Annotated in this window: 24 protein-coding genes; 15 read left to right on the top strand and 9 right to left on the bottom strand. The window is 68.6% G+C overall.

The features are described from left to right. Window positions 1–2: 2 nt before the first annotated feature. Window positions 3–752 carry an ABC transporter permease gene (locus tag BCM27_RS07195; protein ID WP_004020116.1) on the bottom strand — a complete coding sequence of 250 codons (750 nt, stop codon included), beginning with the start codon at window positions 750–752 and terminating at the stop codon, window positions 3–5. 61 nt (window positions 753–813) lie between these two features. Continuing rightward, complete coding sequence (locus BCM27_RS07200) at window positions 814–1,554, bottom strand: 3'(2'),5'-bisphosphate nucleotidase CysQ (RefSeq protein ID WP_004020114.1); 741 nt, start codon at window positions 1,552–1,554, stop codon at window positions 814–816. Window positions 1,555–1,579: 25 nt separating this feature from the next. On the opposite strand from BCM27_RS07200, the gene BCM27_RS07205 reads away from it, so the two are divergent. From BCM27_RS07205 to BCM27_RS07220, 4 genes are all read left to right on the top strand, one after another. Further along, window positions 1,580–2,470: a DNA-formamidopyrimidine glycosylase family protein gene (locus BCM27_RS07205; protein WP_004020113.1), complete on the top strand. Its 891-nt coding sequence runs from the start codon at window positions 1,580–1,582 to the stop codon at window positions 2,468–2,470. 53 nt (window positions 2,471–2,523) lie between these two features. After that, window positions 2,524–3,267 (top strand): SDR family oxidoreductase, encoded by a 744-nt coding sequence (locus BCM27_RS07210; protein ID WP_004020112.1) that lies wholly within the window; start codon window positions 2,524–2,526, stop codon window positions 3,265–3,267. 79 nt (window positions 3,268–3,346) lie between these two features. Then, window positions 3,347–3,877 carry a hypothetical protein gene (locus BCM27_RS07215; protein WP_004020111.1) on the top strand — a complete coding sequence of 177 codons (531 nt, stop codon included), beginning with the start codon at window positions 3,347–3,349 and terminating at the stop codon, window positions 3,875–3,877. A 19-nt stretch (window positions 3,878–3,896) separates the two neighbouring features. Beyond that, entirely contained in the window at window positions 3,897–4,430 is a 534-nt protein-coding gene (locus tag BCM27_RS07220; protein ID WP_033203852.1) for a hypothetical protein, read from the top strand. 4 nt (window positions 4,431–4,434) lie between these two features. On the opposite strand, the gene pgi is transcribed toward BCM27_RS07220, so the two are convergent. Next, a complete protein-coding gene (pgi, locus tag BCM27_RS07225; protein ID WP_004020109.1) occupies window positions 4,435–6,132 on the bottom strand; it encodes a glucose-6-phosphate isomerase in 1,698 nt (565 codons plus the stop codon). Between the two features lie 101 nt (window positions 6,133–6,233). Continuing rightward, window positions 6,234–6,593, bottom strand: coding sequence for a chorismate mutase (locus BCM27_RS07230; RefSeq protein WP_033203695.1), 360 nt, complete (start codon window positions 6,591–6,593; stop codon window positions 6,234–6,236). Window positions 6,594–6,691: 98 nt separating this feature from the next. On the opposite strand from BCM27_RS07230, the gene BCM27_RS07235 reads away from it, so the two are divergent. After that, window positions 6,692–8,530, top strand: a complete 1,839-nt coding sequence (locus tag BCM27_RS07235) for a hypothetical protein (protein WP_004020105.1) — start codon at window positions 6,692–6,694, stop codon at window positions 8,528–8,530. 6 nt (window positions 8,531–8,536) lie between these two features. Here BCM27_RS07235 and BCM27_RS07240 read toward each other — a convergent pair whose 3' ends face one another. Then, window positions 8,537–10,093: a hypothetical protein gene (locus BCM27_RS07240; RefSeq protein ID WP_033203850.1), complete on the bottom strand. Its 1,557-nt coding sequence runs from the start codon at window positions 10,091–10,093 to the stop codon at window positions 8,537–8,539. Window positions 10,094–10,312: 219 nt separating this feature from the next. On the opposite strand from BCM27_RS07240, the gene BCM27_RS07245 reads away from it, so the two are divergent. Then, on the top strand, window positions 10,313–12,817 hold the full coding sequence (locus BCM27_RS07245) for a UvrD-helicase domain-containing protein (RefSeq protein WP_033203694.1): 2,505 nt from the start codon (window positions 10,313–10,315) through the stop codon (window positions 12,815–12,817). Between the two features lie 68 nt (window positions 12,818–12,885). Here the strand turns inward: BCM27_RS07245 and BCM27_RS07250 are convergent, their stop codons facing one another. Further along, window positions 12,886–14,046, bottom strand: a complete 1,161-nt coding sequence (locus tag BCM27_RS07250) for a M23 family metallopeptidase (protein WP_004020102.1) — start codon at window positions 14,044–14,046, stop codon at window positions 12,886–12,888. Window positions 14,047–14,485: 439 nt separating this feature from the next. On the opposite strand from BCM27_RS07250, the gene sucC reads away from it, so the two are divergent. The 4 genes from sucC to BCM27_RS07270 all read left to right on the top strand — a co-directional run bounded on the left by sucC (window position 14,486) and on the right by BCM27_RS07270 (window position 17,897). Next, window positions 14,486–15,649: an ADP-forming succinate--CoA ligase subunit beta gene (sucC, locus tag BCM27_RS07255; RefSeq protein WP_004020101.1), complete on the top strand. Its 1,164-nt coding sequence runs from the start codon at window positions 14,486–14,488 to the stop codon at window positions 15,647–15,649. A 13-nt stretch (window positions 15,650–15,662) separates the two neighbouring features. Further along, entirely contained in the window at window positions 15,663–16,565 is a 903-nt protein-coding gene (sucD, locus tag BCM27_RS07260; protein ID WP_004020100.1) for a succinate--CoA ligase subunit alpha, read from the top strand. Between the two features lie 97 nt (window positions 16,566–16,662). Continuing rightward, window positions 16,663–17,373 (top strand): hypothetical protein, encoded by a 711-nt coding sequence (locus tag BCM27_RS07265; RefSeq protein WP_004020099.1) that lies wholly within the window; start codon window positions 16,663–16,665, stop codon window positions 17,371–17,373. Beyond that, window positions 17,370–17,897: an RDD family protein gene (locus BCM27_RS07270; RefSeq protein WP_004020098.1), complete on the top strand. Its 528-nt coding sequence runs from the start codon at window positions 17,370–17,372 to the stop codon at window positions 17,895–17,897. The genes BCM27_RS07265 and BCM27_RS07270 overlap by 4 nt, the downstream gene beginning before the upstream one ends. On the opposite strand, the gene BCM27_RS07275 is transcribed toward BCM27_RS07270, so the two are convergent. Next, entirely contained in the window at window positions 17,881–18,345 is a 465-nt protein-coding gene (locus tag BCM27_RS07275; protein WP_004020097.1) for an SRPBCC family protein, read from the bottom strand. The genes BCM27_RS07270 and BCM27_RS07275 overlap by 17 nt on opposite strands. A 79-nt stretch (window positions 18,346–18,424) precedes the next feature. Here BCM27_RS07275 and BCM27_RS07280 point away from each other — a divergent pair, with 79 nt between their 5' ends. The 3 genes from BCM27_RS07280 (at window position 18,425) to BCM27_RS07290 (ending at window position 21,014) form a co-directional block, all read left to right on the top strand. Continuing rightward, entirely contained in the window at window positions 18,425–19,900 is a 1,476-nt protein-coding gene (locus BCM27_RS07280; protein WP_004020096.1) for a carboxyl transferase domain-containing protein, read from the top strand. Further along, entirely contained in the window at window positions 19,897–20,307 is a 411-nt protein-coding gene (locus tag BCM27_RS07285; RefSeq protein ID WP_004020095.1) for an NUDIX domain-containing protein, read from the top strand. Before BCM27_RS07280 ends, BCM27_RS07285 begins: the two co-directional genes overlap by 4 nt. Before the next feature lie 86 nt (window positions 20,308–20,393). Beyond that, on the top strand, window positions 20,394–21,014 hold the full coding sequence (locus BCM27_RS07290) for a nitroreductase family protein (RefSeq protein ID WP_004020094.1): 621 nt from the start codon (window positions 20,394–20,396) through the stop codon (window positions 21,012–21,014). Here the strand turns inward: BCM27_RS07290 and BCM27_RS07295 are convergent, their stop codons facing one another. Continuing rightward, window positions 21,015–21,683, bottom strand: coding sequence for a TetR/AcrR family transcriptional regulator (locus BCM27_RS07295; RefSeq protein WP_004020093.1), 669 nt, complete (start codon window positions 21,681–21,683; stop codon window positions 21,015–21,017). A 227-nt stretch (window positions 21,684–21,910) separates the two neighbouring features. Between BCM27_RS07295 and BCM27_RS07300 the strand changes: the two genes are divergently transcribed. Beyond that, window positions 21,911–22,570 (top strand): DUF5336 domain-containing protein, encoded by a 660-nt coding sequence (locus tag BCM27_RS07300; protein ID WP_004020092.1) that lies wholly within the window; start codon window positions 21,911–21,913, stop codon window positions 22,568–22,570. After that, complete coding sequence (locus BCM27_RS07305) at window positions 22,551–23,345, top strand: class I SAM-dependent methyltransferase (RefSeq protein WP_004020091.1); 795 nt, start codon at window positions 22,551–22,553, stop codon at window positions 23,343–23,345. The genes BCM27_RS07300 and BCM27_RS07305 overlap by 20 nt, the downstream gene beginning before the upstream one ends. A gap of 36 nt (window positions 23,346–23,381) precedes the next feature. Here BCM27_RS07305 and BCM27_RS07310 read toward each other — a convergent pair whose 3' ends face one another. Then, window positions 23,382–26,957, bottom strand: coding sequence for an indolepyruvate ferredoxin oxidoreductase family protein (locus BCM27_RS07310; protein WP_004020090.1), 3,576 nt, complete (start codon window positions 26,955–26,957; stop codon window positions 23,382–23,384). Between the last annotated feature and the right edge of the window lie 25 nt (window positions 26,958–26,982).

Below are 26,982 nucleotides of genomic sequence, written 5' to 3' on the forward strand. Positions count from 1 at the left end.
CGTCACAGGTGTTCCCGCGCAACCAGTTCCACGGTGACGACCATGGCGATGGAACTCACCGCCAGCAGGGCGATCAGCACGAACAGCTGCATGGCCGCGGCCGCCCACACCGAGGCGCCGCCGAGGACCATCCCGACGAATGCGCCAGGGATGGTGACGAGGCCGACCGACCGCGTCTGATCGAGGCCGGGTATCAGGGCGGTGGCCGACGCCGGGCCGGCGATCTCCATCCGCGCGTCTCGCCGCTCGAAGCCCAGCGACAGTGCGGCCTCCACCTCACCCCGACGCACGCGCAGCTCGTCGTGTGCCCGTCGACCGGCGAGCGAGGCGGTCACCATGGCGCCGCCGAGCATGATCCCGGCGGTGGGGATCACGGCGATACCGCGACCGGGGAGCACCCCGGCCACGACGAGGGCGGTCACGATCACGATCGTCGGCGCGGCGACCGGCCCGGCGCACCAGATGACGTCGACGAGTCGGGGACGCGCGGGACGGACACGTCGGGCGGAGGTCCACGCGGCCGCCGAGGCCATCGCCGCGACGAACAGCGCCGAGGCCCAGAGGTGCGGGACGACCGCGGCGAGCACGGCGGCCAGCGCAGCCAGTTGTACGGCGGCACGCAGCGTGGCGACGACGGTCTCCCGAGCCAACCCGCTTCGGCGGTTCACCATCACCGCGACGCCGGCCAGCAGCACGATGACCACCACCAGGGCGGGGCCGATGCGCACCACCGCGTCGCCGATTCCGTTCACCGATCCAGTTCACCAGGGCCGGGCACGCACCGGCAGCGGAACGTTGTCTGCCCGCACCGATTCACCAGATCTGCTGCAGCGCGGCGAGCATCTCGTCGCGGATCTCGCTGCGGCAGATGACGAAGTCCGGCATGTACGGATGCCGGTTGTTGTACACGATCTCCGAACCGTCGAGTCGACTGCAGTGCAGGCCCGCCGCCAGCGCGACCCCCACCGGCGCGGCGTTGTCCCACTCGTACTGACCGCCGGCGTGGACGTAGGCGTCGGCATCCCCGCGGACGACGGCCATCGCCTTCGCCCCCGCCGAGCCGACCGGCACCATCTGCAGACCCAGTCGGTTCGCCACATGACTGGTCTCGTAGGAACCGCCCCATCGGGAGGTGACCAGGCGGCGGGTCAGTTCACCGGCGGGGCGCTCGACCGTGTCCGACCGAAACAGTTCACCCGTCGCGGGCAGCGACACCGACGCCTCGGTGACGATCCCGCCCTCGGTCAGGGCGACATGCACGGCCCAGTCCGCCGAACCGGCGGCGAATTCCCTTGTGCCGTCGAGCGGATCGATGATCCACACCCGAGCGGCGGTGGCCCGGTCGCCGACGTCGGCGGCCTCCTCGGACAGCACCGCGTCGCGTGGCCGGTGTTTGCGCAGCACCGTCGAGATCCAGGCCTGCGCAAGCGCATCGCCCACATCGCCGAGCATCGCGCCGCCCAGCAGGTCACCGGACCGGATTCCGAGAAGTACTTCGCCGGCTCCCTGCGCGATCCGGGCGGCCAGGTCGGCGTCGGAAAGTCGGGAGTTCATCCCACAACTAGAGCACACTGGTGGCATGCCTGAGCTCCCAGAGGTGGCCGCCATCGCCGACTACGTCGACGGTCGAGCGGCCGGACTCCCGATCCGTCGGGTCGACGTCGCGTCGCTGTCGGTGCTGAAGACGGCCGATCCGCCCTACACGGCGCTGATGGACCGGATCGTCGAATCCGTCGGACGTGTGGGGAAGTACCTGGTCATCCGGACCGTTCCCGGTTCGGCGGCCACCGCGTCAGAGCCGTTGTTGCAGCTGGTCATCCACCTGTCGCGCGCGGGCTGGGTGCGGTGGAGCGAGGACCTGTCGCCCAAACCCCTGCGGCCGGGCGGCAAGAGCCCGATCGCCCTGCGCGTGCATTGTGGACTACCCGGTGAGGGATTCGACGTCACCGAGGCCGGCACCCAGAAGCGGCTCGCCGTGTGGCTGGTCCGCGAACTCACCGAGGTCGAACGCATCGCGGGCCTTGGACCCGATGCGCTCGAACTGACGGCCGAGGAATTCGCGGAGATCCTCGCCGGGACGACCGGCCGGATCAAGAACGTGCTCACCGACCAGCACACCATCGCCGGGATCGGCAATGCGTACTCCGACGAGATCCTGCACACCGCACGTCTGTCGCCGTTCGCCTCGTCGAAAACGCTGAAGCCCGACCAGGTCGCCACTCTCTACGACGCCATGCGCGGCGTGCTCACCGACGCGACGGGTCGCCTGGAAGGCCAGGCCGTCGCGCGGCTGAAGTCCGAGAAGCGCACCGGCCTGCGCGTACACGCCCGCACCGGCCTGCCGTGCCCGGTGTGCGGCGACATCGTCCGCGAGGTGTCCTTCGCCGACCGGTCCTTCCAGTACTGCGCCACATGCCAGACGGGCGGGAAGGTGCTCGCCGATCGGCGGATGTCGCGATTGCTGAAGTAGCCGTCGCGGCCGGGCGGAGAACCCGGAACTTACCGGCCGGTAGCCTGGCGGTCGTGACGACACGACAGAGAATTCTCATCACGGGGGCCAGTTCGGGGCTGGGGGAGGGCATGGCCCGGCGCTTCGCCGCGCAAGGGCGTTCGCTCGCGCTCGCGGCCCGCCGACGCGACAAACTGGAGGCGCTGGCCGATGAGCTCCGGCCGTCCGCCGAACGTGTCGAGGTCGCGGCGCTCGACGTCACCGACGTCGAGGCCGTTCCCGAGGTCTTCGGGAGACTGGCCGACGGGCTTGGCGGTCTCGACCGGGTCATCGTCAACGCCGGACTCGGCAAGGGGGCGCCCCTCGGTACCGGCAAGGCCGCGGCGAACATCGAGACGGTGCAGACCAATCTGGTCGGCGCGCTCGCCCAGGCCGAGGCGGCACTGGAGATCTTCCGGGCGCAGAACGCCGGCCATCTGGTGCTCGTCAGCTCGATCTCGGGTGTCCGCGGCATGCCGAAGGCGCAGGCCGCATACTCGGCGTCGAAAGCCGGGCTGACGGCGCTGGGGCAGGGGCTGCAAGCCGAGTTCGCCTCGTCGCCGATCACGGTGTCGGTGGTCGCGCCGGGCTACATCGAGACCGACATCAACCGGGGCGTGAAGACCTCCCTGATGGTCGAGACGGACAAGGGCGTCGATGCGCTGGTCAAGGCGATCGAGGCGGAGAAGGGGTGGGCGCCCGTACCCGCGTGGCCGTGGACGCCGATCGCCGCGGCGCTGAAGTTCCTGCCGGCGTCGGTCAGCCGCCGGCTGGTCTGAGCGTTTCCGCCTCGCGCGGAACTCATTCACGCAGTGGACCTTTCATCGTGCCATGGCCGGAGGGGACTAGCGTGGCGGAATGACGCGCAACCGGTGGCGGTCCTGGTGGGTCCTAGTCGCTGCCGTGGTCGGTTGTGCCGGGCTGCTCGGTTGCGTGCCGTCGGCACCGGCCGGCCGGGTCCCGGCATCCTCGTCGGTGCACCCCTCATCGACGTCGCAGCCGACGAAGACGCTGACGACCGGCCCGCGCCGGGACATCGAGCCGGTGGCGGCGCGGTTCCCGGCGCTGGCCGACGCGACCGTCGACGGCTGGGCGGCAGGCACTCTCGGGACGAGCGCGACGGGTCGCGTACCCGGGCCGAGCGCCTACTGGTTCGACGCGGTGATGAACGCCGGCGCCGATCAGGTCGCGCGGTGGGCGGCGGAGTACGAGGCGAAACCGGTGCCGGAGCCCCTGTCGCCGGTGAACGCGTTGCGCGAGTTCGTCCCGCCGGGCGAGCTTCTCGGCAGCCCGGAACTCGACCGGGCCTTCTCGTCGGCGCAGTGGCAGGCGCGGGTCTACCTGTCTCCGGCGTCGGGGCGCGTGGTCGTCCTCGGTGTCGACGACTGACCTGCGTAAGGTGGCCGTCGTGGCGAACAAGCAGGGACAAGTGGTGGCGTCGGGCGCGTTTCAGGCGTTCGGCGCCCGGCAACGGGAGCAGGTCGGCGAACTGCTCGGCGAGATCTTCGACCGCACGGACATCGCGGCCATGGGCTCCGACTGGCGGGGCATCGTCTATTTCACCCTCACCGACGACGAGACGACCTCCGCCGACACGGTTCTGGGCTTCGATCCGTCGAGCGGGACCTCGGGCGAGCTGGCCACCGTCGACGAGGTGGCCGAGGCGATCCGCACCGGCGATGTCGCCGAGGCCGTCGACGTCGCGAGCTTCGACGCCTGGCGGGCGGCGACCGGCACCCGCGCGCTGGACATGGGCGCCTGCGTGCCGCCCACCCTGTACGAGTTCCTCGGCGGCGATCCCGCCGAACGTGACATGGAGCCAACAGATCTCGTCACCTACGTGGCCACCGCGGCCGCGATCATGGGCCGCATCCAGTCCCTCGGCGTCGAACCCGGGGACGAGATCCCCGACGAGGTCTTCGACGAGGAGTACTGGAAGTAGGCCCTCAGACCGCGCGGCCGCGTCGTTGCCGGTACCAGGTGACGAGGGCGTCGGTCGACGAATCGTCGTGGGTGTCAGGTGCTTCGGGTTGGACGAGGGTGCCGAGCAGTTCCTTGGCCTGGGTCTTGCCCAGTTCGACGCCCCACTGGTCGAACGGGTTGATGCCCCAGATGGCGCCTTCGACGAACACCTGGTGTTCGTAGAGCGCCACGAGCTGGCCGATCACCGACGGGGTGAGCTGGGGGGCGAGGATCGAGGTGGTGGGTCGGTTGCCGGGCATCACCTTGTGGGCCACGACGTGTGCGGGTACGCCCTCGGCGGCGATCTCGTCGGCGGTCTTGCCGAAGGCGAGCACCTTGGTCTGGGCGAAGAAGTTGCTCATCAGCAAGTCGTGCATGGAGCCCGTCCCGTCGGCGGAGGTCGGTAGGTCGTCGGTGGGTTCGGCGAAGCCGATGAAGTCCGCGGGCACCATCCGGGTGCCCTGGTGCAGCAGTTGGTAGAAGGCGTGCTGACCGTTGGTTCCCGGTTCGCCCCAGAAGATCTCACCGGTGTCGGTGGTGACGTGGTGGCCGCCGGCGGTGACCGACTTGCCGTTGGACTCCATCGTCAGCTGCTGCAGGTAGGCGGCGAAGCGGGCCATGTCGTTGCTGTAGGGCAGTACCGCACGAACGCCGACGTCCCAGAAGTTGTTGTACCAGAGGCCGATCAGGCCGAGGATCACCGGCGCGTTGCGCTCGAGGGGCTGGGTGCGGAAGTGCTCGTCGACCTGGTGGAAGCCGTCGAGGAATTCGGCGAAGCGTTCCTTGCCGATCGCGGCCATCACCGACAGTCCGATCGCGGAGTCCACCGAGTAGCGGCCGCCGACCCAGTCCCAGAAGCCGAACATGTTGTCGGTGTCGATGCCGAAGTCGGCGACTTCGGCGGCGTTGGTGCTGACGGCGACGAAATGCTTTGCCACGGCGTCGGAGTCGGCGTCGAGAGCCTGCAGGAGCCAGGTGCGTGCGGCGGCGGCGTTGGTGAGCGTCTCGAGGGTGGTGAAGGTCTTCGAGGCGATGATGAACAGTGTCGTCTCGGCGTCGAGGTCGGCGAGTGTGCCGACCATGTCGGCGGGGTCGACGTTGGAGACGAAGTGACAGCGGATTCCGGCGTCGACGTAGTGGCGCAGCGCCTGGTAGACCATGACCGGTCCGAGGTCGGAACCGCCGATGCCGATGTTGACGACATCGGTGATGGGTTTGCCGGTGTGTCCCTTCCACTCTCCGCTGCGGAGGCGGTCGGTGAACTCGCCCATCCGGGTCAGGACCTCGTGGACGTCGGCGACGACGTCCTGGCCGTCGACGGTCAGTGTCGCGTCGGCGGGCAGCCGCAGGGCGGTGTGCAGGACCGCGCGGTCCTCGGAGGTGTTGATGTGGGTTCCGGCGAACATGTCGTCGCGGATCTCCTCGAGACCGATCTCGCGGGCCAGGCTCATCAGCAGTTCGAGGGTCTCGCGCAGCACCCGGTGCTTGGAGTAGTCGATGTGCAGATCCCCGACGTCGACGGTCAGCTCGGTGCCGCGCGCGGGGTCGATCGCGAACACCTCACGCAGATGCATGGCATACACGTGCGGCTGATGAGCCGCGAGCGCCTGCCAGGACTGCGTCGCGGTGATGTCGCCGTGGTCGGTGCCGGTGAAGTCGCTGCCAGGGGCCTGGGTGCTCATGACCCCTAACCCTATGTGCTCGGCGGCCGGGCCGCGACGGTCGTCACACGCGGCGCGGAGACATCACCGGATCACCACGTCGGCGATATGACTGCTCGGAATCAGCGGCCCAGCGGTCCACGCCCCAGGCGCAGCAGCAGCATCGCGAGGGTGTGCCCCTCCTGGCCGAGGTCCTGGAAGCGCTCGAGCACCTTCACCTCGCGGCTGTGGACCAGGCGGGGTCCGCCGGAGGCCATCCGCGCGGCGCCGATCTTCTTCGACACCGCCGACCTGCGCTTGATCGCGGCGAGGATCACGGCATCGAGCCGGTCGATCTCGAGCCGCAGCTGGTCGATGTCGTCGGGCAGGTCGCCGACCTCGGACGAGAGCTCGTACTTGTCGAGGTCGATCGAGTGCTCGAACGACGTGCCGCCGGACGGGCGGGGGTCCTGAGCGCCGGGGCTGGGGCTGCGGTCGGTCACGCGCCCGATTTTGCCACGACGCCCCCCGACGACCCGCACGTGGCCGAGTCACCCGACCCGACCACGACGCTGCTCGGCGCACATGGAAACTGGAGCGCATGCCCAATGCTCGGATGGTGTCCCTCGTCGCCCTGTCCCTGATCGTGGGTCAGCTGATCATCCGGGGCTGGCTCGTCGCGACGGGCAACTTCTACTGGGACGATCTGGTCCTCGTGGCACGCGCGTCGTCGAACCCGATCCTGTCCTGGGAGTATCTGGGCCACAGTCACGACGGGCACTTCATGCCGGCGGCGTTCCTGCTCGCCGGGGTGGCCACGTGGCTGGCACCGCTGAACTGGGTGCTGCCGGCGCTGATGCTCGTGGCGATGCAGGCGATCGCGTCGGTGGCGGTGTGGCGGATGGTGCGGACCATCGCGCCGCGCGCCCGCATCGGTGCACTCGTCGCGCTCGCGTTCTATCTGTTCAGTCCGATGACGGTGCCCGCCTTCGCCTGGTGGGCGGCCGGCCTCAACACCCTGCCCCTGCAGGCGGCGATGGCGTGGATCGTCGCCGACGCGGTCCGCCTCGCGCGCGGTGACGTCGACGACGCCCGACGCAGGCTGGTGTGGGTCCGCTCGACGATCGTCTTCCTGATCGCGCTGGCGTTCTTCGAGAAGTCGTTGTTCATCCTCCCGGTGGCGTTGGTGGCCGCGGTCCTCGCGAACGGCGGTCCCCGCGCGACGACGGCGACGCTGCGGGCCGCCCGGGAGTTGTGGCTGGCGCTGACCGTCGTCGCCGCGTCGTGGGTGGCGGTGTACTTCATCACCACCGACCCGACGTCGGGTGAGCATTCGGTGGCGCAGACCGCGCGCCTGGTCTGGCGGTCGGTGACCGATGCGATCGTGCCGTCGCTCGTCGGCGGGCCGTGGGAATGGGAACGGTGGACACCGAGCCCCCCGACGGGTTTCCCGCAGATGTGGATGATCGTCGGCGGCTGGCTGGTCCTGGCCGTGGTCACCTGGTGGGCGGTGGCCCGCCGCCGCGGTGGCGCGGTGATCGTCGCGTGCGCGGCCCTCTACGCGGTCGCGGCGCAGATCCCGGTGATGTGGAATCGGTCGAGCCCGCAGACCGCGATCGAACTCGCCCAGCACATGCGCTACCTCCCGGACACCGCGCTGGTGTTCAGCATCGCGCTGGCCGTGCTGTGTGCGGCGCCGGCCCGGAACGCCGAGGTGGGCGGGCGGCATGCACGCACGTCCGACGCGGAGTCCGGGCTCGACGAGGAGCGGTCGGCCTTGCCCGCCTTCGCATCGGTCGTGGGTGCGCTCGTCGCGGTGTCCGCACTGGTGTCGCTGGTCTCGTTCTCGTCGTCGTGGCGGGACAACCCGACCGGCGACTACCTCGAGACGGCGACCGCGTCGCTGCACGATGCCGCGGCGCAGGGGCCGGATGGCCTGACCATGCTCGATCAGTCGGTGCCGCTGGAGATCTTGCAGCCGTTCGTCTACCCCGACAATCAGATCAGCCGCATCTTCGGTCGGGTGGATCCCCGGCCCGACTTCGGGGCGGCCACCGACCGGCTGTTCGTGCTCGACACCGCGGGAAACCTCGTGCCCGGCGGCGTGACCCAGCGACGCATCATCTACGCGGGTTCGGGAACCTGCCGCACCCCGGAGGTCGACGGGCCCTCCCGACTGCGACTCGACGGCCCGCTCTTCTCCTGGCCCTGGACGATCGCGCTGAGCTACTGCGCGACCCGGGACGGCGAGATCGAGATCGCCCTCGAGGACGGGGAAGCGGTCCGGGCGCCGGTCCGCGCGGGACTGGGGTCGGTGTACGTCCGGATCGACGGCGGCGGCGACCGCGTGGACATACGTCCCCTGACCCCGGGTCTGCGGTTGCACACCGGCGCCGGTCGGGTGGGCGAGGCCGCCGAGGCGCGCTTCGCCGGCGGCTGAGCGCCCTCAGTCGTAGTAGAAGGCGGAGATGTTGTCGCTCTGGTTCTCCGCGGCGATCAGGGCCCGGAGGGCCGACGCGGTCTCCTCCTCGGCGACGAAGTAGACGACCTTTGCGTCCCCGGCCGCGGTGACCTGTTGCCGCATCTGCTCGCGGAGCACCTCGGTGCCCTCCCAGGACGGATCGAAGGTGCCGCCGACGATGTGCTCCCGATACCCGTCACCGAAGGTGATGTGCATGTTGCCGTCGGTGCCGATGCCGTCGAAGACGTAGTCGCCGCGCTTGATCGCGTAGTAGCTCGGCAGGCCGGTCACGCTGGCACCGAAGCGGGCCTGTTCCGGTTCCTTGTTTCCGGTACGGACATAGACGATCTCGGTGTTGGTCTGCTTCTCGTTGTTGTCGATGAGATCGTTCAGCTCGGTCTCGGTCGAGTCGATGAACGCGAGGTAGGTGAAGCTGTACCGCGACGCGATGTTGGTGTCCGGCGGGAGGTTGGTGGCCGCACACCGGGTGGTGCCGTTGCGACCGAAGTCCACCCGCAGGACCACCTTGCACTCACCGCCGAGCGCTCCGGGTGGTCGGTTGCCGACCGCGAAGTTGAGCGTCAGACCGTAGTTGAAGTGGCCGCGGACGTCGTCGGTGTAAGGGCTGCCCTGCACGGTGTAGTCGAAGGCGCACGACGAGGTGGTGCATGCACCGGTCTGCCGCGAGGACACCACCGGTTGCTTCATCCACAGCCCGGGCGCGGGTACCGACACGAGGTCCGAGACGAGTGCGCGCTGGTTGGCGAACACCTTCTGGGCCTGGTCGGCCGGCTGCAGGCTGACCGCCGCGTCGATGTCGTAGGTGACCGGGCCCTGCACACTCTGACCCTTGACGTTGGTGACGTTCTTCGTCTCCGGATCGAACGTGACCTCCCAGGCCCCGATCTTCACCTTGTCGTCACCGACGAACTCGATCGGCGGGTCGGTGGTCGGCCAGTGGCGGGCGTCGGGCGTGCCCTTGTTGGGTGCCGGGAGTTCGGCCCCCAGCTGCGGCGCGTCGCCGGCCTCGATGTTGCCGATGTCGCCGGCGAGATTGTCCGGGCCGAGGATCGTGCCCAGGCGCGGCATGCTCGTGAAGCGGGTCGAGGCCCACTTGTTGTCCAGGGGCCCGGTGTCGAGGTTCGTCTTCTCCGCGTCGACGAGGAGCTCGGTCCAGAGGGCGCCGGGCGCGCTGATGAACGGACTGTTGCCGATCTGGCGGTACTCGCCCTGCTGCGCGCCGAGGGTGATCGTGCCCTCGGCGGTGTTCGACGTGGTGACGATCAGGTCGTCGAACTCGACCGTGCCCTCGCCGCGCTCGTCGTCGTATTTGTAGGTGACCCGGCCGGTGAACTTGGCCGCCGGGCTCGTGGCCATCTTGAACAGCACCTCGTCGAGGCTCTTCTGCGCACGGAAGGCGGGCGTGGGTTCGACGGTGCCCGCGCTGCTGAACGGCACGAACGACAGGACGAGCGCGATGACGAGGGCCAGTGCTCCGACACCGAGTGCGATGGCGGCGGGGACAATGGACGGTCTCTTCATGGGCGCCTCTTCCTGCTCGCCGGGGCGGCGTCGCCGCATGCGAGTTCGTTCGCAGACAGGGCACCCCGAGCCGGTGGTACGGCGTCATATTAGCCGCGGGCGACGACGATCGGGGCCTCAACCCACGGGGCCGGTCGACTGTTCGATGGACCTCGTACCGGGGCCGAGCGGACCGGCCGACGGGGGTCTGTCGGCAGTGGCGGGTAACCTGGACAACCGATGAACAGCTCTTCTTCTGCCCCTCTTCTCGCCGGTCGCGCGGGCGCCGCCTCCTTGGGTGCGGCCGCCGACGATCGGGTCGCGCGCCTGCTCGAAGGTCTCAACCCGCAACAGCGCGCCGCGGTGCTGCATGCCGGCGCACCGCTGCTGATCGTGGCGGGTGCCGGCTCGGGCAAGACGGCGGTGCTGACCCGCCGGATCGCCTACCTGCTGGCCGCGCGGGATGTCACACCCGGACAGATCCTGGCCATCACGTTCACCAACAAGGCCGCCGCGGAGATGCGCGAGCGCGTCATCGATCTCGTCGGCCCCCGCGCCGCCTACATGTGGGTGTCGACGTTCCACTCCACGTGTGTGCGCATCCTGCGTGCGCAGTCGGGGTTGCTGGAGTCGATGAACTCCAACTTCTCCATCTACGACTCCGACGACTCGAAGCGGTTGTTCGGCATGGTGATCCGCGACCTCGACCTCGACCCCAAGAAGTTCAGCCCGCGCGGGGTGTCGGTGGCCGTCTCGAACTTCAAGAACGAGCTGATCTCGCCCGACGAGGCACTGGCCTCGGCGCCCGAGGACGATCCGACCTCGACGACGATCGCCCGGATCTACGCCGAGTACCAGCGTCGGCTGCGCGCCGCCAACGCCTTCGACTTCGACGACCTGATCGGCGAGACCGTCGCGCTGCTGCACCGGCACCCGCAGGTCGCCGAGTACTACCGGCGCCGGTTCCGTCACGTTCTGGTCGACGAATACCAGGACACCAACCACGCGCAATACGTGCTCATCCGCGAGCTGGTGGGAGAGCAGACCACCGCGAGCGGTCTGGAACCGTCCGAACTGTGCGTGGTCGGCGATGCCGACCAGTCCATCTATGCGTTCCGCGGTGCCACGATCCGCAACATCGAGGAGTTCGAGCGCGACTTCCCGTCCGCCGAAACCGTTCTCCTCGAACAGAACTACCGGTCGACGCAAACGATCCTGTCGGCCGCCAACGCGGTCATCGCGCGCAACTCGAACCGGCGCGAGAAGCGGCTGTGGACCGACTCCGGCGAGGGTGAACTCATCGTCGGCTATGTCGCCGACTCCGACCGCGACGAGTCGACGTTCATCGCCAAGGAGATCGAGGAGCTCACCGACTACTCGATCGGCGGTTCGTCGAGCCACAAGTACTCCGACGTCGCGGTGTTCTACCGCACCAACACGGGGTCGCGTGCGATCGAGGAAGTGTTCGTCCGGCACGGGATTCCGTACAAGGTCGTCGGCGGCACCAAGTTCTACGAGCGCAAGGAGGTGCGCGACGTGGTGGCCTACCTGCGGGTGGTCGCCAACCCGGACGACTCGGTCAGCCTGCGCCGCATCCTCAACACCCCCCGGCGCGGCATCGGCGACCGCGCCGAGGCCTGCGTCGCCGTGCATTCGGAGAACACCGGCCGGAGCTTCTACGAGTCGCTGATGGACGCGGCCGAGGGCAAGGTCGCCCTGTTGAACACACGGGCCGTCAAGCAGATCGGCGGGTTCGTCGAACTCATCGAGGGCCTGCGTTCGGACTTCCTCACCCACTTCGGCGAGGCGGGCACCGAAGACGCCGACGTGGCCTTCCTCGACGCCACCGAGGAATCGGCGGACATCGGCGAACTCGTCGACGCGATCGTCGAACGCAGCGGCTACCGGGCCGAACTCGAGGCCTCCAACGATCCGCAGGACGGCGCGCGTCTCGACAACATCAACGAACTCGTGGCCGTGGCAAGGGAATTCAGTGCCGATGCGGCACAGGTCGACGCCGATGCCGATGACCCGGACATCGAGGTCGACCGCGAGGGCGAGCCCGAACCTGGTTCGCTCGCAGCGTTTCTCGAGCGCGTCTCGCTGGTCGCCGACGCCGATCAGGTGCCCGACGAGGGCGAGGGTGTGGTCACGATGATGACGCTGCACACCGCCAAGGGGTTGGAGTTCCCGGTCGTCTTCGTGACCGGTTGGGAGGACGGGCATTTCCCGCACATGCGCGCGCTGGGCGATCCGGCCGAGTTGAGCGAGGAACGCCGGCTGGCGTACGTGGGCATCACCCGCGCCAAGCAGCGTCTCTACCTCACCCGATCGGTCACCCGAGCGTCCTGGGGCCAGCCGGTGTCGAATCCGGAATCCCGCTTTCTGCAAGAGATCCCGCAGCATCTCATCGACTGGCGCCGCACCGAACCCCGACGCTCCGCACGCGGCTTCGGCGGGTCCTCGGGCGGAGTGTTCGGCCGCGACGGGGGATTCTCCGGCTCGGGCGGTTCGTCGTCGATGGGTCGCGGACGTTCGTCGTATTCCTCGGATCCGGCACGTGGTCGCAACAAGCAGGTCCAGCTCGACATCGGCGATCGGCACAACCACCCGAAGTACGGGATGGGCAAGGTCGTGGCCAAGGAGGGGAGCGGCGCCACCGAGCGCGTCACGATCGACTACGGCGGCAGCGCGGGTCGAGTCACTCTTCTCACCGCGGGCGGGATTCCCGGGGACAAGCTCTAGGGGGAGGGCAAGCGACACCCCCGGCTCTCCCTGAGGGGTGCTCGGAGCTTGCGGCGGCCGCGCTGCTACTAGCCGGTGTAACCGGAGAGCTTCACGCCCTTGGCTGCGAGCCACGGCACGGGATCGATCTTGGTGTTGCCGTTCTTCCACACCTCGAAGTGCAGGTGCGGCCCGAACGAGAAGCCCTCGTTGCCGACCAGGGCGATGACGTCGCCGGCGGTGACGCGCTGGCCTTCTTTGACGAGGACGCCCGAGGAGGCCATGTGGCCGTACATGGTGACCGTTCCATCGGCCGCCTGGACCTGAACCCAGTGGCCGTATCCCGATGCGGGCTCGGCCTTGATCACGACGCCGTCGGTGGCCGCGTGGATCGGGGTCCCGAGCGGAGCGGCCATGTCGATGCCGCCGTGCATGGTGCCCCAGCGCATCGCGAAGGCCGAGGTGAAGTCGTAGCTGCCGAGCGGGATCGGCGAGGTGAAGAGCGGGCGGCGGGCCAGGGCCTCGCGGCGATCCTGGTCTGCGGCCATCTTGGCGCCGACACCGAGCTGGTTGGTGAAGACGTTCATCTGGTCGGTCTGTGCTGTCGCAGCGGCCACTCCGGGGCCGAGTTCGACCGGTGCGGCGCCGGGCGCTGACGCGTCGTTGACGGCGGCGGCGTTCACCGGGGCGGGCGCTTCGTCGCCTGTGCCGACCTGGGCGACGGCGGCGACGGCTGCGCCGGCCGCCATGGCGATGAGGGCGGCGCGTCCGCCCTTGAGGGCGTTCGGGGGCGCAGCGATGCGGTGCTTGCCGCCACGGCGCACGCGCTGTCCGGCCGGGTTGGTGCGGAAGGGGCGATTCTCGCCGTCGAGGGCGTCGTCGGCGAGGGTGTCGAGTTCGCCTCCGTCGAAGGCGTCGAGTTCGGCGCCGTCGACATCGAACGGCTCGTCGTGCTCGTACTGATCGAACTCGTGCTCGGGAATCAGGATGTCCTGAGTGATCTCCGAGCGGGTGGGGCGGTAGTAGCCCTGCCACGACGACGGGGTCCAGCCGGCGTCGGAGGACTCGCGGGTGGTGGCGGAGTCGGCGAAATCGAAGTCGTAGTCGCTGAGGTCGTATCCGGCGGCGCCGTCGGTGTCGACGATGGGGATGATCGTGGTCATCTCTTCCGCTGTGACGTCATCGATCAACCCGCCCGATCGGACGCGGCCCGATCCGCGTGAGACACCGAGTCCCGCCAAATCGTCCACCTCATCTCTTGCTGCCGCATCTCGTCGTTGGCGGATTCGAAGTTACCGTCCGTAATCCTTCTGTGACCAACCGCTGAGAGCCGACGGTAACGAAATGATTGCGGCAAGTCCAACCGTAGAAAGCGACAAACCGGGATATTGTGAGCTGAGTCACACGACTTGTGCGCCACGCTCGAAATTGACGAATTTGCAGTTCACGATGGTGCATTGAACCTGTGAATCCGGCGAGCAGATGTCGGCGGGTGTAAGTGCTGCTCATGGACGCTCGGGGTGGGTGTCCCCCTCACTCGGCGCCGCCAATCCTGTGAGGGCCGACCGAGCGAGTGATCTGTCGCACAAGCGCAGGGTGCGCGCGGGGTGGCGATTTCCGACAGGTTTAAAGTCCGATATGGCCCGCATTACACCCTTGCGCGGGCAAATCTACGAGATGGTGAGCTGAATGGATCTCTTCGAATACCAGGCGAAGGAACTGTTCGCCAAGCACGGGGTTCCCACCACACCCGGTCGGGTGACCGATGATGCCGCCGACGCGCGGGCGATCGCCGAGGAAATCGGCAAGCCCGTGATGATCAAGGCGCAGGTCAAGACCGGCGGGCGTGGCAAGGCAGGCGGCGTGAAGTACGCCGCGACCCCGGACGACGCGCAGTCCCACGCTTCCAACATCCTTGGCCTCGACATCAAGGGCCATGTCGTCAAGAAGCTGCTGGTCGCCGAGGCCAGCGACATCGCGGAGGAGTACTACATCTCCTTCCTGCTCGATCGCACCAATCGCTCGTACCTGGCCATGTGCTCGGTCGAGGGCGGCATGGAGATCGAAGAGGTCGCCGCGACCAAGCCCGAGCGCCTCGCGAGGGTCGCCGTCGACGCCGTGAAGGGTGTCGATCTGGAAACCGCGCGCTCGATCGCCGAGCAGGGCCATCTGCCCGCCGAGGTGCTCGACGCCGCAGCGGTCACCATCTCGAAGCTGTGGGAGGTCTTCGTCAAGGAGGACGCCACCCTGGTCGAGGTCAACCCGCTCGTCCGCACTCCGGACGATCAGATCCTCGCCCTCGACGGCAAGGTCACCCTCGATGCCAACGCCGACTTCCGTCAGCCCGGCCACGAGGAGTTCGAGGATCGCGACGCCACCGATCCCCTGGAGCTCAAGGCCAAGGAGAACGACCTCAACTACGTCAAGCTCGACGGTGAGGTCGGCATCATCGGCAACGGTGCGGGCCTGGTCATGTCGACGCTCGACGTGGTCGCCTACGCCGGTGAGAAGCACAACAACGTGAAGCCCGCCAACTTCCTCGACATCGGCGGCGGCGCCTCGGCCGAGGTCATGGCTGCCGGTCTCGACGTCATTCTCGGCGACGAGCAGGTCAAGAGTGTCTTCGTGAACGTCTTCGGTGGCATCACTGCGTGTGACGCCGTCGCCAACGGCATCGTCGGTGCTCTGGAGAAGCTGGGGTCCGACGCCAACAAGCCGCTGGTCGTCCGCCTCGACGGCAACAAGGTCGACGAAGGCCGCAAGATCCTGGCCGATGCGAACCACCCGTTGGTCACGCTCGCCGAAACCATGGACTCGGGCGCCGACAAGGCCGCCGAGCTGGCGAGCAAGTAAGGGAGCCACGGAAATGTCGATCTTTCTGAACAAAGACAACAAGGTCATCGTCCAGGGCATCACCGGCGGCGAGGGCACCAAGCACACCGCCCTGATGCTCAAGGCCGGCACCAACGTCGTCGGCGGTGTCAACGCACGCAAGGCGGGCACCACCGTCTCGCACGTCGACGCCGACGGCAACAACGTCGAACTCCCGGTGTTCGCCTCGGTCGCCGAGGCCATGAAGGAGACCGGGGCCGACACCTCGATCGCCTTCGTGCCGCCGAAGTTCTCCAAGGACGCCATCATCGAGGCCATCGACGCGGAGATCCCGCTGCTCGTGGTCATCACCGAGGGCATCCCGGTGCAGGACTCCGCCTACGCGTGGGCCTACAACGTGGAGAAGGGCGAGAAGACCCGCATCATCGGCCCGAACTGCCCCGGCATCATCACCCCGGGTGAGGCGCTGGTGGGCATCACGCCGAACAACATCACCGGCAAGGGGCCGATCGGTCTGGTCTCCAAGTCGGGCACCCTGACCTACCAGATGATGTACGAGCTGCGCGATCTCGGCTTCTCGACCGCCATCGGCATCGGCGGCGACCCGGTCATCGGGACCACCCACATCGACGCCATCGAGGCGTTCGAGAAGGATCCCGAGACCAAGCTGATCGTCATGATCGGTGAGATCGGCGGCGACGCCGAGGAGAAGGCCGGCGAGTACATCAAGGCCAACGTGACCAAGCCGGTCGTCGGTTATGTCGCGGGCTTCACCGCTCCCGAGGGCAAGACCATGGGCCACGCCGGAGCCATCGTCTCCGACGGTGCGGGCACCGCCCAGGGCAAGAAGGAGGCCCTCGAGGCCGCGGGCGTCAAGGTCGGCAAGACGCCGTCCGAGACCGCCTCGCTGGCACGGGAGCTCTACCAGGCCCTGTAAGCCTCGACGCACACGGGAAAGCCCGGGCGGGAATCCTCCTCGCTCGGGCTTTTTCATGGGTCGACCCGCCACAGTCGCCGCGTGAGATAATCCGTCGGTGAACTCCCAGGCTCGACGCGGCGCGATTCCCCAGCTGGTGGGGGAGTCGGTGCGGTACGCCGGGGTGCTCGTGGGGGTTGCCGAACGGCTTCCGGTGGCGGGCGGGTTGATCGGGTCCGCACGGGCGCGGATCGCCACGATCACCGACGCCGCTGTGACGGTGGCGGTCTCGACGACGCGAGCCGTCCTGGGCGTCGTCATCCGGGAAGTGGTCGACGCGCTGGTCGAGGAGGTCGACCTCACCGACCTCGTCCTCACCCATGTCGACCTCAAGCGCCTCATCAGCGAGGTGCTCGCACTCATCGACATCGACGAGGTGATCACCACCGTGGATCTCGATCGTGCTGTGGCACAGGTGGACCTGAACGCGGCGATCGACCTCGTCGACCTCGACGCGGTGATCGGCAAGGTCGATCTCGATGCCGTCGCCACCGGAATCGACATCGACGCGATCGCCGCGCGGATCGACATCGACGCCATCCTCGGGCGGGTCGATCTGATCGGGCTCGCCGAGGAGATCATCGACGGCGTCGATCTCCCCGACATCATCCGCGAGGCGAGCACCTCGGTGACCGCCGATGTGATGACCGATGTGCGCAGCACCAGTGAGCGCGCCGACGACGCGGTGGCCAATGCGGTCAACCGGTTTCTGCGCCGGCGTGGCGCCGCGACCGTCGAGGCTGCGCCCGACGCCGAGGGACCTCGATGACCGCTGAACCGAAACCGACCGGGCCGCTGGAGGATTCGACTCCCGCGTCGCCGCCGCCGACGACGCCCGGCCGGCCACCCGCGCACAAGGCGCATGCGGTGCAGGACCGGGACAAGAACGCCGGCATCGTGAGTCGGGGTGTCGCCTCGTTCCTCGACCTCCTCGTCGTCTGGACGATCCTCGGCGCCTCCTACGCGGGACTGTCCCTGATGAAGTTCGTCATCTCGGTCGGCGAATTCTCGCTGCCGGAAGTCAATCTGATCTTCACCACGACCGGCTTCGTCCTCGTCGCGGTGCTCTATCTCGCGACGTGCTGGGAGATCTCCGGACGGACGCTCGGGTCGGTCGTGATGGGCCTGCGCGTGGTCAATTCGGAAGGGGCCCGCATCCGGCCGACCATCGCGGTGCTGCGCGCGCTGCTGTGCACCTTCTTCGCGATAGGCCTCGTGTGGGTGGTGATCGACCGGCGTCGTCGGTCGGTGGCCGACGTCCTCCTGCGGACCCGGGTCATCTACTCTCGGTGACCGCCTTGAGTCGGGTCAGCCCCTTCTCGAAGTCCTTGCCCAGCATCTTGTCGAAGATGCCGAAGAGTCCGGCGACGCGGCTGAACAGCGACTGCGGGCCCACCATCGTCCAGGACACCCGCGTGGCCCGACCCTGCGGAACGAGTTCGAAGGTGACGGTGTTGGTGGCCTTCATCGGCTTCTCGAACTCGAGGCGCACCTCGACCTCTCGGGGTTCGTCGACGCGCGTGATCTCCATGGCACCCCGCCCGGCCTTCTTGTTGCCCGACCACGCGTACTCGGCGCCGACACCGCGCTCCGCGCCGGAGTAGTCGCGCGTCATGTCCGGATCGACGCCCTCCCACGGGGACCAGTGCACCCACTGCCGGAAGTCGGTCAGGTACGGCAGTACCGCCTCGGGCGGTGCGTCGACGGTGATGGATCGGGTGATGCGGAACGTGTCGGACATGCGGGTCTCCTGGCCGTCGGTCGGCTGATTCGAGGTGACGTGAGTATGACACCGGCGGGCAGCCGATACGGTGGCATCCATGGGTGAACGGGCACGGCTGAGCGCACCGGTCCTGCGCGACATGCTCGTCGACGAGGGAACGTGGGAATCGTGGGACTCCCCGGTCGAGAGTCCGGCGTCCGCCTCGGACGGCGACGACGACGCCTACGCCGAGGAACTGGCGCGGTCCCGCGAGCGCACCGGGTCCGACGAATCGGTGATCACCGGCTCCGGTGTGATCGGCGGCCACCCGGTGGTCATGGTGATCAGTGAGTTCGGCTTCCTCGGTGGGTCCATCGGACGCGCCGCGGGTGCCAGGATCGTGACGGCGGTCCGGCGCGCGACGCATGAGCGGCTTCCGCTGCTGGCCCTCCCGGCTTCGGGGGGCACCCGGATGCAGGAGGGGACTGCGGCGTTCCTGCAGATGGTCGCGATCACCGGTTCCGTCACCGACCACAAGGCCGCGGGACTGCCCTATCTGGTGTACCTGCGCCACCCGACGACCGGCGGTGTGTTCGCCTCGTGGGGGTCCCTCGGGCACATCACCTGGGCGCAACCCGGAGCGCTCATCGGATTTCTCGGACCGCGTGTGTACGAGGGCCTGCACGGTGAGCCATTCCCCGACGATGTCCAGACCGCCGAGAACCTGGTCCGCACAACGGTTGTCGACGACGTGGTAGCGCCGCTCGACCTCCGCGACCGCCTCTCGGCGGTACTGCGCCTCCTCGCCCGTCGGGGAGATGCGGTGGCGCCGACCGACTCGATTCGGGTACGTGCGCGACGCACGCGTTCGGGGGAGCCGGACGACACCTGGGCGTGTGTCCGCGCGACCCGGGAGCCCGAGCGCGCGGGACTCGTCGAGTTCCTGGCGCACGGCGACTCCGCGCCGCTGTCGGATGCCGGGCCACTCCGATTCTCGCTGAGCGACTTCGACGGACACGTCGCACTGGTCGTCGGATATGACCGGACGTCACAGGCGGCCGGCGAGTTGCCGGGTCCCCGGCACCTGCGCGAGGCGCGCCGGGCACTCCTGACGGCCGGGGACCTGGGGCTCCCGGTGGTCACCGTGATCGACACCCCGGGCGCGGAATTGTCGGTCGTCGCCGAGGAGGGTGGCCTCGCGGCGCAGATAGCGCGCTGCACAGTCCAGTTGATCAGCGCCCCGGTGCCGACGGTCTCCGTGCTGTTGGGCCAGGGTGCGGGCGGTGCGGCGCTGGCGCTCTTCCCCGCCGACTTCCGCGTCGCGCGCGCCGATGCCTGGCTCTCGCCGTTGCCGCCCGAGGGAGCGAGCCTCATCGTGCACCGGGATCTCGACCACGCCGGTGAAATGGCCTCGCGGCAGGGCATTCTCGCCGGTCGCATGGCGGCTCAGGGGATGATCGACGTCGTCGTCGACGCCGGATCGGATGACGAAGCGATGTCGGCGCTCCGTGACTCGATCGCCCGGTACCTGGCCGCTTCGCTCGTTCCGGACAGCGAGGCGCGCACGCGCGTGCCGACGGCGGACGCCCGATGACCGACCGCGTGGTTGCCGTCGGCGCACTCATCACCGACGAGGACGGCCGAATCCTGTTGATACTGCGCCGCAACGAGCCGTCGGCCGGACACTGGAGCCTCCCCGGCGGCAAGGTCGAGCCCGGGGAATCGCTCGACGAGGCGGTGGTGCGCGAGGTGGAAGAGGAAACCGGTCTGGCGGTGACGGTCGGTGAACCGGCCATCCAGCTCGAGATCCCGGTCGGCGACGGACGGGTGTACGAGGTGCACGACTTCCGGGCCGAGATCCGTTCGGGGAACCTGCGTCCCGGTGACGACGCCGCCGACGCGGCCTTCTTCACACCGGCCCAGGTGCGCACGGCGAGAGTCACCAGCCGGCTGGTGGAGTATCTGGAACAGGCCGGTGCACTGCCACCCGAGTCGCCCTGACCGGTCATCGAGCCGAACCCGCGGACGGCAGTTCGCCGTGTGGGGGTGACGTGGTGCCCGAGAGCGGTTGTGTGCAGGATGGAGACATGACCGAACTACTGCCCCTGGACCCTGACCAACTCCTCACCACCACCCGCTCGGTGCGCAAGCGTCTCGACTTCGATCGTCCCGTGCCGCTCGACGTGGTCAAGGAGGCGCTCGAGGTCGCGTTGCAGGCGCCGACCGGCAGCAACAGTCAGACCTGGCACTGGATCGTGCTCACCGACTCCGAGCTGAAGCAGAAGGTCGCGGACTACTATGCGCAGTCGTTCGCGAAGTACTACTCGGGCCAGGCCCCGCGGGACGAGACCGGTAAGCGGGTCGCGTCCAGCGCCCAGTACCTCGCCGACACGATGGGTCAGGTCCCGGTGCTGGTCATCGGCGCCATCTACACCGGAGGGGGCCTGCCGGCGGGTAATCAGGCCGGTGTGTGGGGTTCGTTGCTGCCGGGTGCCTGGAGCCTGCAGCTGGCGCTTCGTGCCCGTGGTCTCGGGTCGGCGTGGACGACGTTGCACATCAACTACGAGAAGGAGATCGCCGAACTCCTCGGCATCCCGGACAACATCCATCAGGGTGTGCTGCTGCCGGTGGCCTACAGCAAGGGCACCGACTTCAAGCCCGCACCGCGGAAGTCCCTCGATTCGGTCCTGCACATCGACGGCTGGTGATCAGGAGGTGCCGGGTCCCACCTGATCCGGCACCTCGCACCGCAGTGCAGCCAGCGCCATCGCGGTCAGAAGTCGACGCAGTCCGTTCTGGTCGAAAGCGGGCAGGCGCGGCGAGGAGTTGAGCAGCCCGAACATCGCGTGCACGCGCACGCGGGCCTCGGCGCGGTCGAGAGCCATGCCGGCCTCGTCGGTGACGGCGAGGAGCACATCCACCCACCGTTCCACGTAGCGGCGCTGCAACAGTCGAACCCGATGATTGGCGGCCGGGGTCATCGACGGCAGGTCGCGATCCTGCACGGTGATGAGGTCGGGGCGGGTGACGAGCACGTCGATGTGAAAGCCGATGAGCGCCACCAGCGTTTCCGACGGGGAGCCACCGCGGTCGGCGACCTCGCTGCCGCCGTCGTGCAGTCGCTGACTGATGTCGATGAGCATCTCGTCGAGCAGCTCGGTCTTGGAGGAGAAATGGCGGTACATCGCCGGTCCGCTCACCCCGACAGCCCGTCCGATGTCTTCCAGCCGTACCCCCGCGAACCCGCGCTCGGCCATCTGACGAGCGGCGGCGGACAGCAATTCGGCACGACGGGCCGCCTTGGCCTGGGTTCGGCGCGTCGGCGGACGATTCGTGGCTTCCGATTCGTCCTCGCGCGGTTCGTGCGTTGCGGACATCGATCCCGCACTCTACGCGTCCGTGCATGCGAACGAGATGCAGCCTGACCGACGTCGGCGGGCGGATCCCGGTGGCGGGTGACCCGGTCGAATGAAAACTGCGCCGGCCACCGCTTCCGGGGCCGGCGAGGGCTTAGTCTTGCGCATGGTCGCGCGCCGGACGGCGGGCGCAGGACAGTCCGGAAGGGCGGCGGGCCGAGTCCCGCATCAGCGACGAGGAGCGGATCGTGAATCCAGGCGAACCCCAGCACCCGGGCGGTCAGTGGTCAGGCGTTCCGCAGGGCCCGCCGCAGACCGGAGGCTTCGCCGGAAACCAGGACCAGACGGCCCACGTTCAGCACCCCGGCACCGGAGGTGTTCCCGGTCAGCAGTGGAACACCGGCGCGCAGTACCCGCCTCCCGGTTGGGGGCAGCCGACCCGTGGCCCGCGTGCCGACCTGTCGGTGATCTTCGCGCTGGCCTCCGCGCTCGCCGGGATCGTCACCTACTTCATGGGTTTCCTCAGTTGGGTCTCGGTGTCGGCGGGCGCCGAGGAGGAACTCAACCGGTGGGGCACCGACTTCGAGGAGGGACAGGGTGGGATTCCCGCGTTCTTCTCCTACGAGATCGTCCTGAACCCCGGGAAGTTCTTCATCGCACTCGGGGTCGTGGGCATCGCGGCGACGTTCGTCCTGGTTCCTCGCTATCGCAGGGCGCTGCCGTTCCTGGCGGTCGTCGGGGTGGCCGCGTGGCTGGCGCTGTTCGCCGCGGCCCTCATCACTCCGCCGTTCCTCGATCTGGGCGCCGGCGCGATCGTCGGACTGATCCTGGGCTTCCTGCAGGTGGCGCTGCTCGTCGCGGCCGCCTTCTTGTACGGTCTGAAGAAGGATGACGCGCACCACTCCTGACCACGGACCCGACGATCCGATCGTCGGTCTCCTGCGTCGTGCCGGGTGTGTCTTCGCCGAAGAGGAAGCCGCACTGTTTCGCGAGCAGGCCACCGGCGCAACCGAACTCGATGAACTGTGCGCACGCCGCGCGGCGGGGGAGCCGCTCGAACATCTCCTGGGATGGGTCCGCTTCGGCGACCTGCGGTTGTGTGTCGGCCCAGGAGTCTTCGTGCCGCGACAACGCTCACTGTTGCTGGCACGCACCGCGGTCGCCGCGGCGCGGGCGCGACCGTCCCCGCTGGTGCTCGAGGCGTTCTGCGGCGTGGCACCCATCGCCGCGAGTGTCGCAGCCGCCGTCCCCGGTGTCGGTCTGCACGTCATCGACACCGACGACACCGCGCTCGGCTTCGCGCGCCGAAACCTGCCGGACGGGACCGGGATTCATCGCGGTGCCGGACTCGACGCACTACCGGCGGCACTGCGCGGCCGTCTGGACGTGATCGCCGCTGTGCCGCCCTACGTACCCGACTCGGCGCTCGGTCTGCTGGCGCCGGAGGCGCGGGATCACGAACCACACCGGGCGCTGCTCGGCGGCCCGGACGGCCTCGACCACATCACGGTGCTGATCGCCGACGCCCGGACATGGCTCGCTGTCGGTGGCGAGTTGCTGATCGAGATGAACACCGCCCAGGCCGAGCAGGTGGTCCGGGGCGGCGGCGCGACTCACGAGTCCGACATCATTCTCGGGGGAGACGGGCAGACTGCCGTCATGTGTTGTCGCCGGACGCGCTGACGGCCGCCGGTTTTCGGTCACGCCGGCCGAAACCCCCTAGATCCCCAGCGCGGCCCGTTGCCGTGCGACCGCTTCCCGGTACCGTTCGACGTTCGCCATCTTGACCCCCTCGTATCCGCGGACCATGTCCGGCAGTTCCGCGAGGTCGACGACCGCGGGTAGCCGGTCCACACCGATGCGCCCACTGGCGAGCGCATCCAGGACGGCGTCGACGAGCTCCCGGTACTCGACGATCAGCGCACGTTCGGTGCGGCGGACCTCGCTGCGACCGAACGGGTCCCACCGGGTTCCCCGGAGCCGCTTCATCGTTGCGAGTGCGCTCAGCGGGCGGTCGGCCCACGACCCGAGGGCAAGCTTCTCGCGCATGCCCATACTGCGCAGCGTCGGCGGATGCAGCCGCACTGCGACCTCGGCGTCGGCGCCGAACTCGTCGGCGATCCGCGCGGCGAACGTCGGGTCCTGCGTGAGCCGGGCGACCTCGTACTCGTCCTTGTAGGCCATCAGCTTGTACAGGTTCCGGGCGACGGCATCGGTCAGCGAGGAATCCGGTGCGACGCGCCGCACCCGCTCCACCGTGGCGAGGTACTCACGCGCGTACCGCTCGTCGGAGTGGGCGGTCAGTTCGTCGTACCGGATCGCGATGGTGCGCCGGAGTTCATCGTCGACGCCCTCGAGCCCGGCGACCACCCCGAGGGCATGGGGGCTCGGCTCGATCTCGGCGGCGGGACGGCCGTGCAGACCGTCGATGGTCTCGGATACCGAGCCCGGATCGGCCACGATCTGTCGGCCGCGTCGAAAGGCCTGCACGTTCGCGTCCACTGCGACGCCGTTGAGTTCGATCGCGCGCTCGATCGACGCCGCCGTGATGGCCAGGGAGCCGGCCTGATAGGCGGCACCCACCATCAGCATGTTGGCGAACTGTTCGTCGCCGAACAGTGCGGTCGACATCGCTCCCGAATCGAGGTACACCGCGCGCGTCACCCGGTCGTCGATCGCGGAATGGACGGCGGCGTCGGACGGGAAGCCGACGGAGGTGTCGATGACCATCAGGCCGGTCGGCACCTGCGTCGTCGACACGACCGCGATCGTCTTCTCGGGAGCGGCGACCTTGAGGTTGACCGGGTCGGTGCCGACGAGAGGATCGCACACGAGGTACAGGTCGCAGTCCTCGGACGCCACCTTCGCCGCCTGCTCCAGCGGATGCGGGGCCACCTTGATGTCGCTGACCACCGCGCCGCCCTTCTGGGCGAGTCCGGTCATGTCGACGGTCCGGGCCGAGTGCCCGTCGAGGACGGCCGCGGTGGCGAGGACCTGGGACACGGTCACCACCCCGGTACCGCCGACGCCCGTGACACGCAACGAGAAGGTGTCGCGGATGGTGGGGACTGCGGGCGTCGGTAACGCGGACTCCGCCAGATCTGCTGCGCGGGTGCGAATTCGATCCGTGCCGGGGGCGACGGTGACGAACGACGGGCAGTCGCCCCGCAGGCAGGAGAAGTCGAGGTTGCAGGAACTCTGGTCGATCCTCGTCTTGCGTCCGAACTCGGTCTGCACCGGGTGTACCGAGAGGCAGTTCGACTTCTCGCCGCAGTCGCCGCAGCCCTCACAGATGCGTTCGTTGATCACCACCCGACGAGTGGGGGTCGGCATGGTGCCGCGCTTGCGCTTCCGGCGCTTCTCGGCGGCGCAGTGCTGGTCGTGGACGAGGACCGTGACGCCCGGGACGGCTGCGAGTTCGGTCTGCACGTCGGACAGATCATCGCGGTGTCGGACCGCCACCTGTTCGGGAAGGCCGAGTGTGCGAACGTGTTTCGGGTCGTCGGACGTGACCACGATCCGGTTCACGCCTTCGTCGAGCAGCAGCGACGTCAGCCGTGGCAGGGTCATGGCACCCACCGGGTCCTGCCCGCCGGTCATGGCCACGGTGCCGTTGTAGAGCAGCTTGTAGGTGATGTTCTCACCCGACGCGACAGCCGCTCGCAACGCCAGGGATCCAGAGTGCGAGAAGGTTCCGTCGCCGACGTTCTGCACGAAGTGGTTCGCGGAGACGAAGGGGGCCATGCCGATCCACTGCGCACCCTCGCCGCCCATCTGGGTGACGCCGGCGATGTCGCCGACCTGTCTGGGGTCCATCAGCAACACCATGGCGTGACAACCGATACCGGCGCCGACCAGGGTGTTCTCGGCGACCTTCGTCGAGCTGTTGTGCGGACAACCGGAGCAGAAGTACGGCGTGCGCACGGCCAGTGGGAGTTCGATGCGGGTGTGGCGAGCGGCTTTGCGGTCGAGCCAGATCTGTGCGGCGTCGACCCCGTGGCGGGCGAGCCGGTCGGCGAGACCACGGGTCACGGCGTCGACGTCGAGTTCGCCGAAGCGGGAGAAGAGGGTCGAGCCGTCCTCGTGGACCTTGCCGACGATGCGGGGGGCCCGCGGATGGCGGAACAGGATGTCGCGCATCATCGTCTCGATGAAATCGCGCTTCTCCTCGACGACGATGACCTCGTCGAGATCGCCGGTCGCGGTGTCGAACATGAACCGGTCGAGGATGTCCCGCTCGATCGGGTAGACCATGCCGAGTTTGAGGATGCGGATCCCGAGCCGCCGCAGATCGTCGTCGTCGATTCGCATCAGGCGCAATGCCTCCCGCAGATCGAGGTAGGTCTTGCCTGCGGCCACGATGCCGATGCGGTCGTCGGGACTCGAGACCACGATCCGGTTGATGCCGTTGAGCCGGGCGTACTCCTGCGCGCGCGGAAGTCGGGTGGTGAGCTGATTCTGCTCGAGTTCCATCAGATGGGCGCCGAGCAGCCGTCCGCTGGGCACATGGGGACTCGTCCCGAGCTCGCCGAGGACGGGCACGATCCGGTCGGGGTCGACATGCGCGGTCGACGCTCCGTCGGCGACGTGCGCGGAGATCTTGAGCGAGGTCCAGAGCCCGCTGGTGCGGCTCATGATCGCCGCATGAACGCCGAGGTCCAGGATGTCCTGGGAATCGGCCGGGTAGAGGATCGGGATGTAGAGGTCGGCCAGGGCCATCTCGGACGCGCATGGAACGGTGGAGGACTTGGCGCCCGGGTCATCGCCGACGAGCGCGACGGCGCCGCCGGCGGAATGGGTTCCGATGAGGTTGGCATGACGCAGCGCGTCCGTCGCGCGGTCGAGACCGGGGGCCTTGCCGTACCAGTATCCGACGACGCCGTCGCGGGGGTGCCCGGCCGCGGACGGTGCCAGGTCGCGATCGCCGCTGACCTGGGCGGCGAGTTGAGAACCCATCACCGATGTCGCGGCGAGCTCTTCGTTGAGGCCGGGCCGGTGGATGACGTCGTACGGGGCGAGATGCTCATGGCGCCGGGCGAGCTCGAGGTCGTATCCGGCGAGGGGAGAGCCCTCGTAGCCGGAGATGAACGAGGCGGTGCGGAGGCCGGATCTGCGGTCGACGCGAGCGCGGTCGCGGACCATGCGGACCAGGGCCTGGATTCCGGTGAGGTAGATGTCGCCGGCGTCGCGTGTGTAGCGGTCGTCGAGCGAGAACCCGGCGACTGCCGCCCCGGGCGGTCGCGTGTCGGGGGTCGGGATGTGCTCGAAGCGGGCACGATCGTCTGCGAGGGTCATGGGGTCACCTGGCCTTCTATGTGCG

The sequence above is a fragment of the Gordonia terrae genome, assembly GCF_001698225.1.
GTDB classification, from domain to species: Bacteria; Actinomycetota; Actinomycetes; order Mycobacteriales; family Mycobacteriaceae; genus Gordonia; species Gordonia terrae.

What these genes read in the sequence shown, in the direction of transcription:
- BCM27_RS07245 (WP_033203694.1), top strand. Translation starts at nt 10,313, where the DNA reads ATGAACAGCTCTTCTTCTGCCCCTCTTCTCGCCGGTCGCGCGGGCGCC.
- pgi (WP_004020109.1), bottom strand. Translation starts at nt 6,132, where the DNA reads ATGAGCACCCAGGCCCCTGGCAGCGACTTCACCGGCACCGACCACGGC.
- BCM27_RS07270 (WP_004020098.1), top strand. Translation starts at nt 17,370, where the DNA reads ATGACCGCTGAACCGAAACCGACCGGGCCGCTGGAGGATTCGACTCCC.
- BCM27_RS07215 (WP_004020111.1), top strand. Translation starts at nt 3,347, where the DNA reads ATGACGCGCAACCGGTGGCGGTCCTGGTGGGTCCTAGTCGCTGCCGTG.
- BCM27_RS07295 (WP_004020093.1), bottom strand. Translation starts at nt 21,683, where the DNA reads ATGTCCGCAACGCACGAACCGCGCGAGGACGAATCGGAAGCCACGAAT.
- BCM27_RS07310 (WP_004020090.1), bottom strand. Translation starts at nt 26,957, where the DNA reads ATGACCCTCGCAGACGATCGTGCCCGCTTCGAGCACATCCCGACCCCC.
- sucC (WP_004020101.1), top strand. Translation starts at nt 14,486, where the DNA reads ATGGATCTCTTCGAATACCAGGCGAAGGAACTGTTCGCCAAGCACGGG.
- BCM27_RS07205 (WP_004020113.1), top strand. Translation starts at nt 1,580, where the DNA reads ATGCCTGAGCTCCCAGAGGTGGCCGCCATCGCCGACTACGTCGACGGT.
- BCM27_RS07275 (WP_004020097.1), bottom strand. Translation starts at nt 18,345, where the DNA reads ATGTCCGACACGTTCCGCATCACCCGATCCATCACCGTCGACGCACCG.
- BCM27_RS07285 (WP_004020095.1), top strand. Translation starts at nt 19,897, where the DNA reads ATGACCGACCGCGTGGTTGCCGTCGGCGCACTCATCACCGACGAGGAC.
- BCM27_RS07280 (WP_004020096.1), top strand. Translation starts at nt 18,425, where the DNA reads ATGGGTGAACGGGCACGGCTGAGCGCACCGGTCCTGCGCGACATGCTC.
- BCM27_RS07200 (WP_004020114.1), bottom strand. Translation starts at nt 1,554, where the DNA reads ATGAACTCCCGACTTTCCGACGCCGACCTGGCCGCCCGGATCGCGCAG.
- BCM27_RS07305 (WP_004020091.1), top strand. Translation starts at nt 22,551, where the DNA reads ATGACGCGCACCACTCCTGACCACGGACCCGACGATCCGATCGTCGGT.
- BCM27_RS07240 (WP_033203850.1), bottom strand. Translation starts at nt 10,093, where the DNA reads ATGAAGAGACCGTCCATTGTCCCCGCCGCCATCGCACTCGGTGTCGGA.
- BCM27_RS07290 (WP_004020094.1), top strand. Translation starts at nt 20,394, where the DNA reads ATGACCGAACTACTGCCCCTGGACCCTGACCAACTCCTCACCACCACC.
- sucD (WP_004020100.1), top strand. Translation starts at nt 15,663, where the DNA reads ATGTCGATCTTTCTGAACAAAGACAACAAGGTCATCGTCCAGGGCATC.
- BCM27_RS07235 (WP_004020105.1), top strand. Translation starts at nt 6,692, where the DNA reads ATGCCCAATGCTCGGATGGTGTCCCTCGTCGCCCTGTCCCTGATCGTG.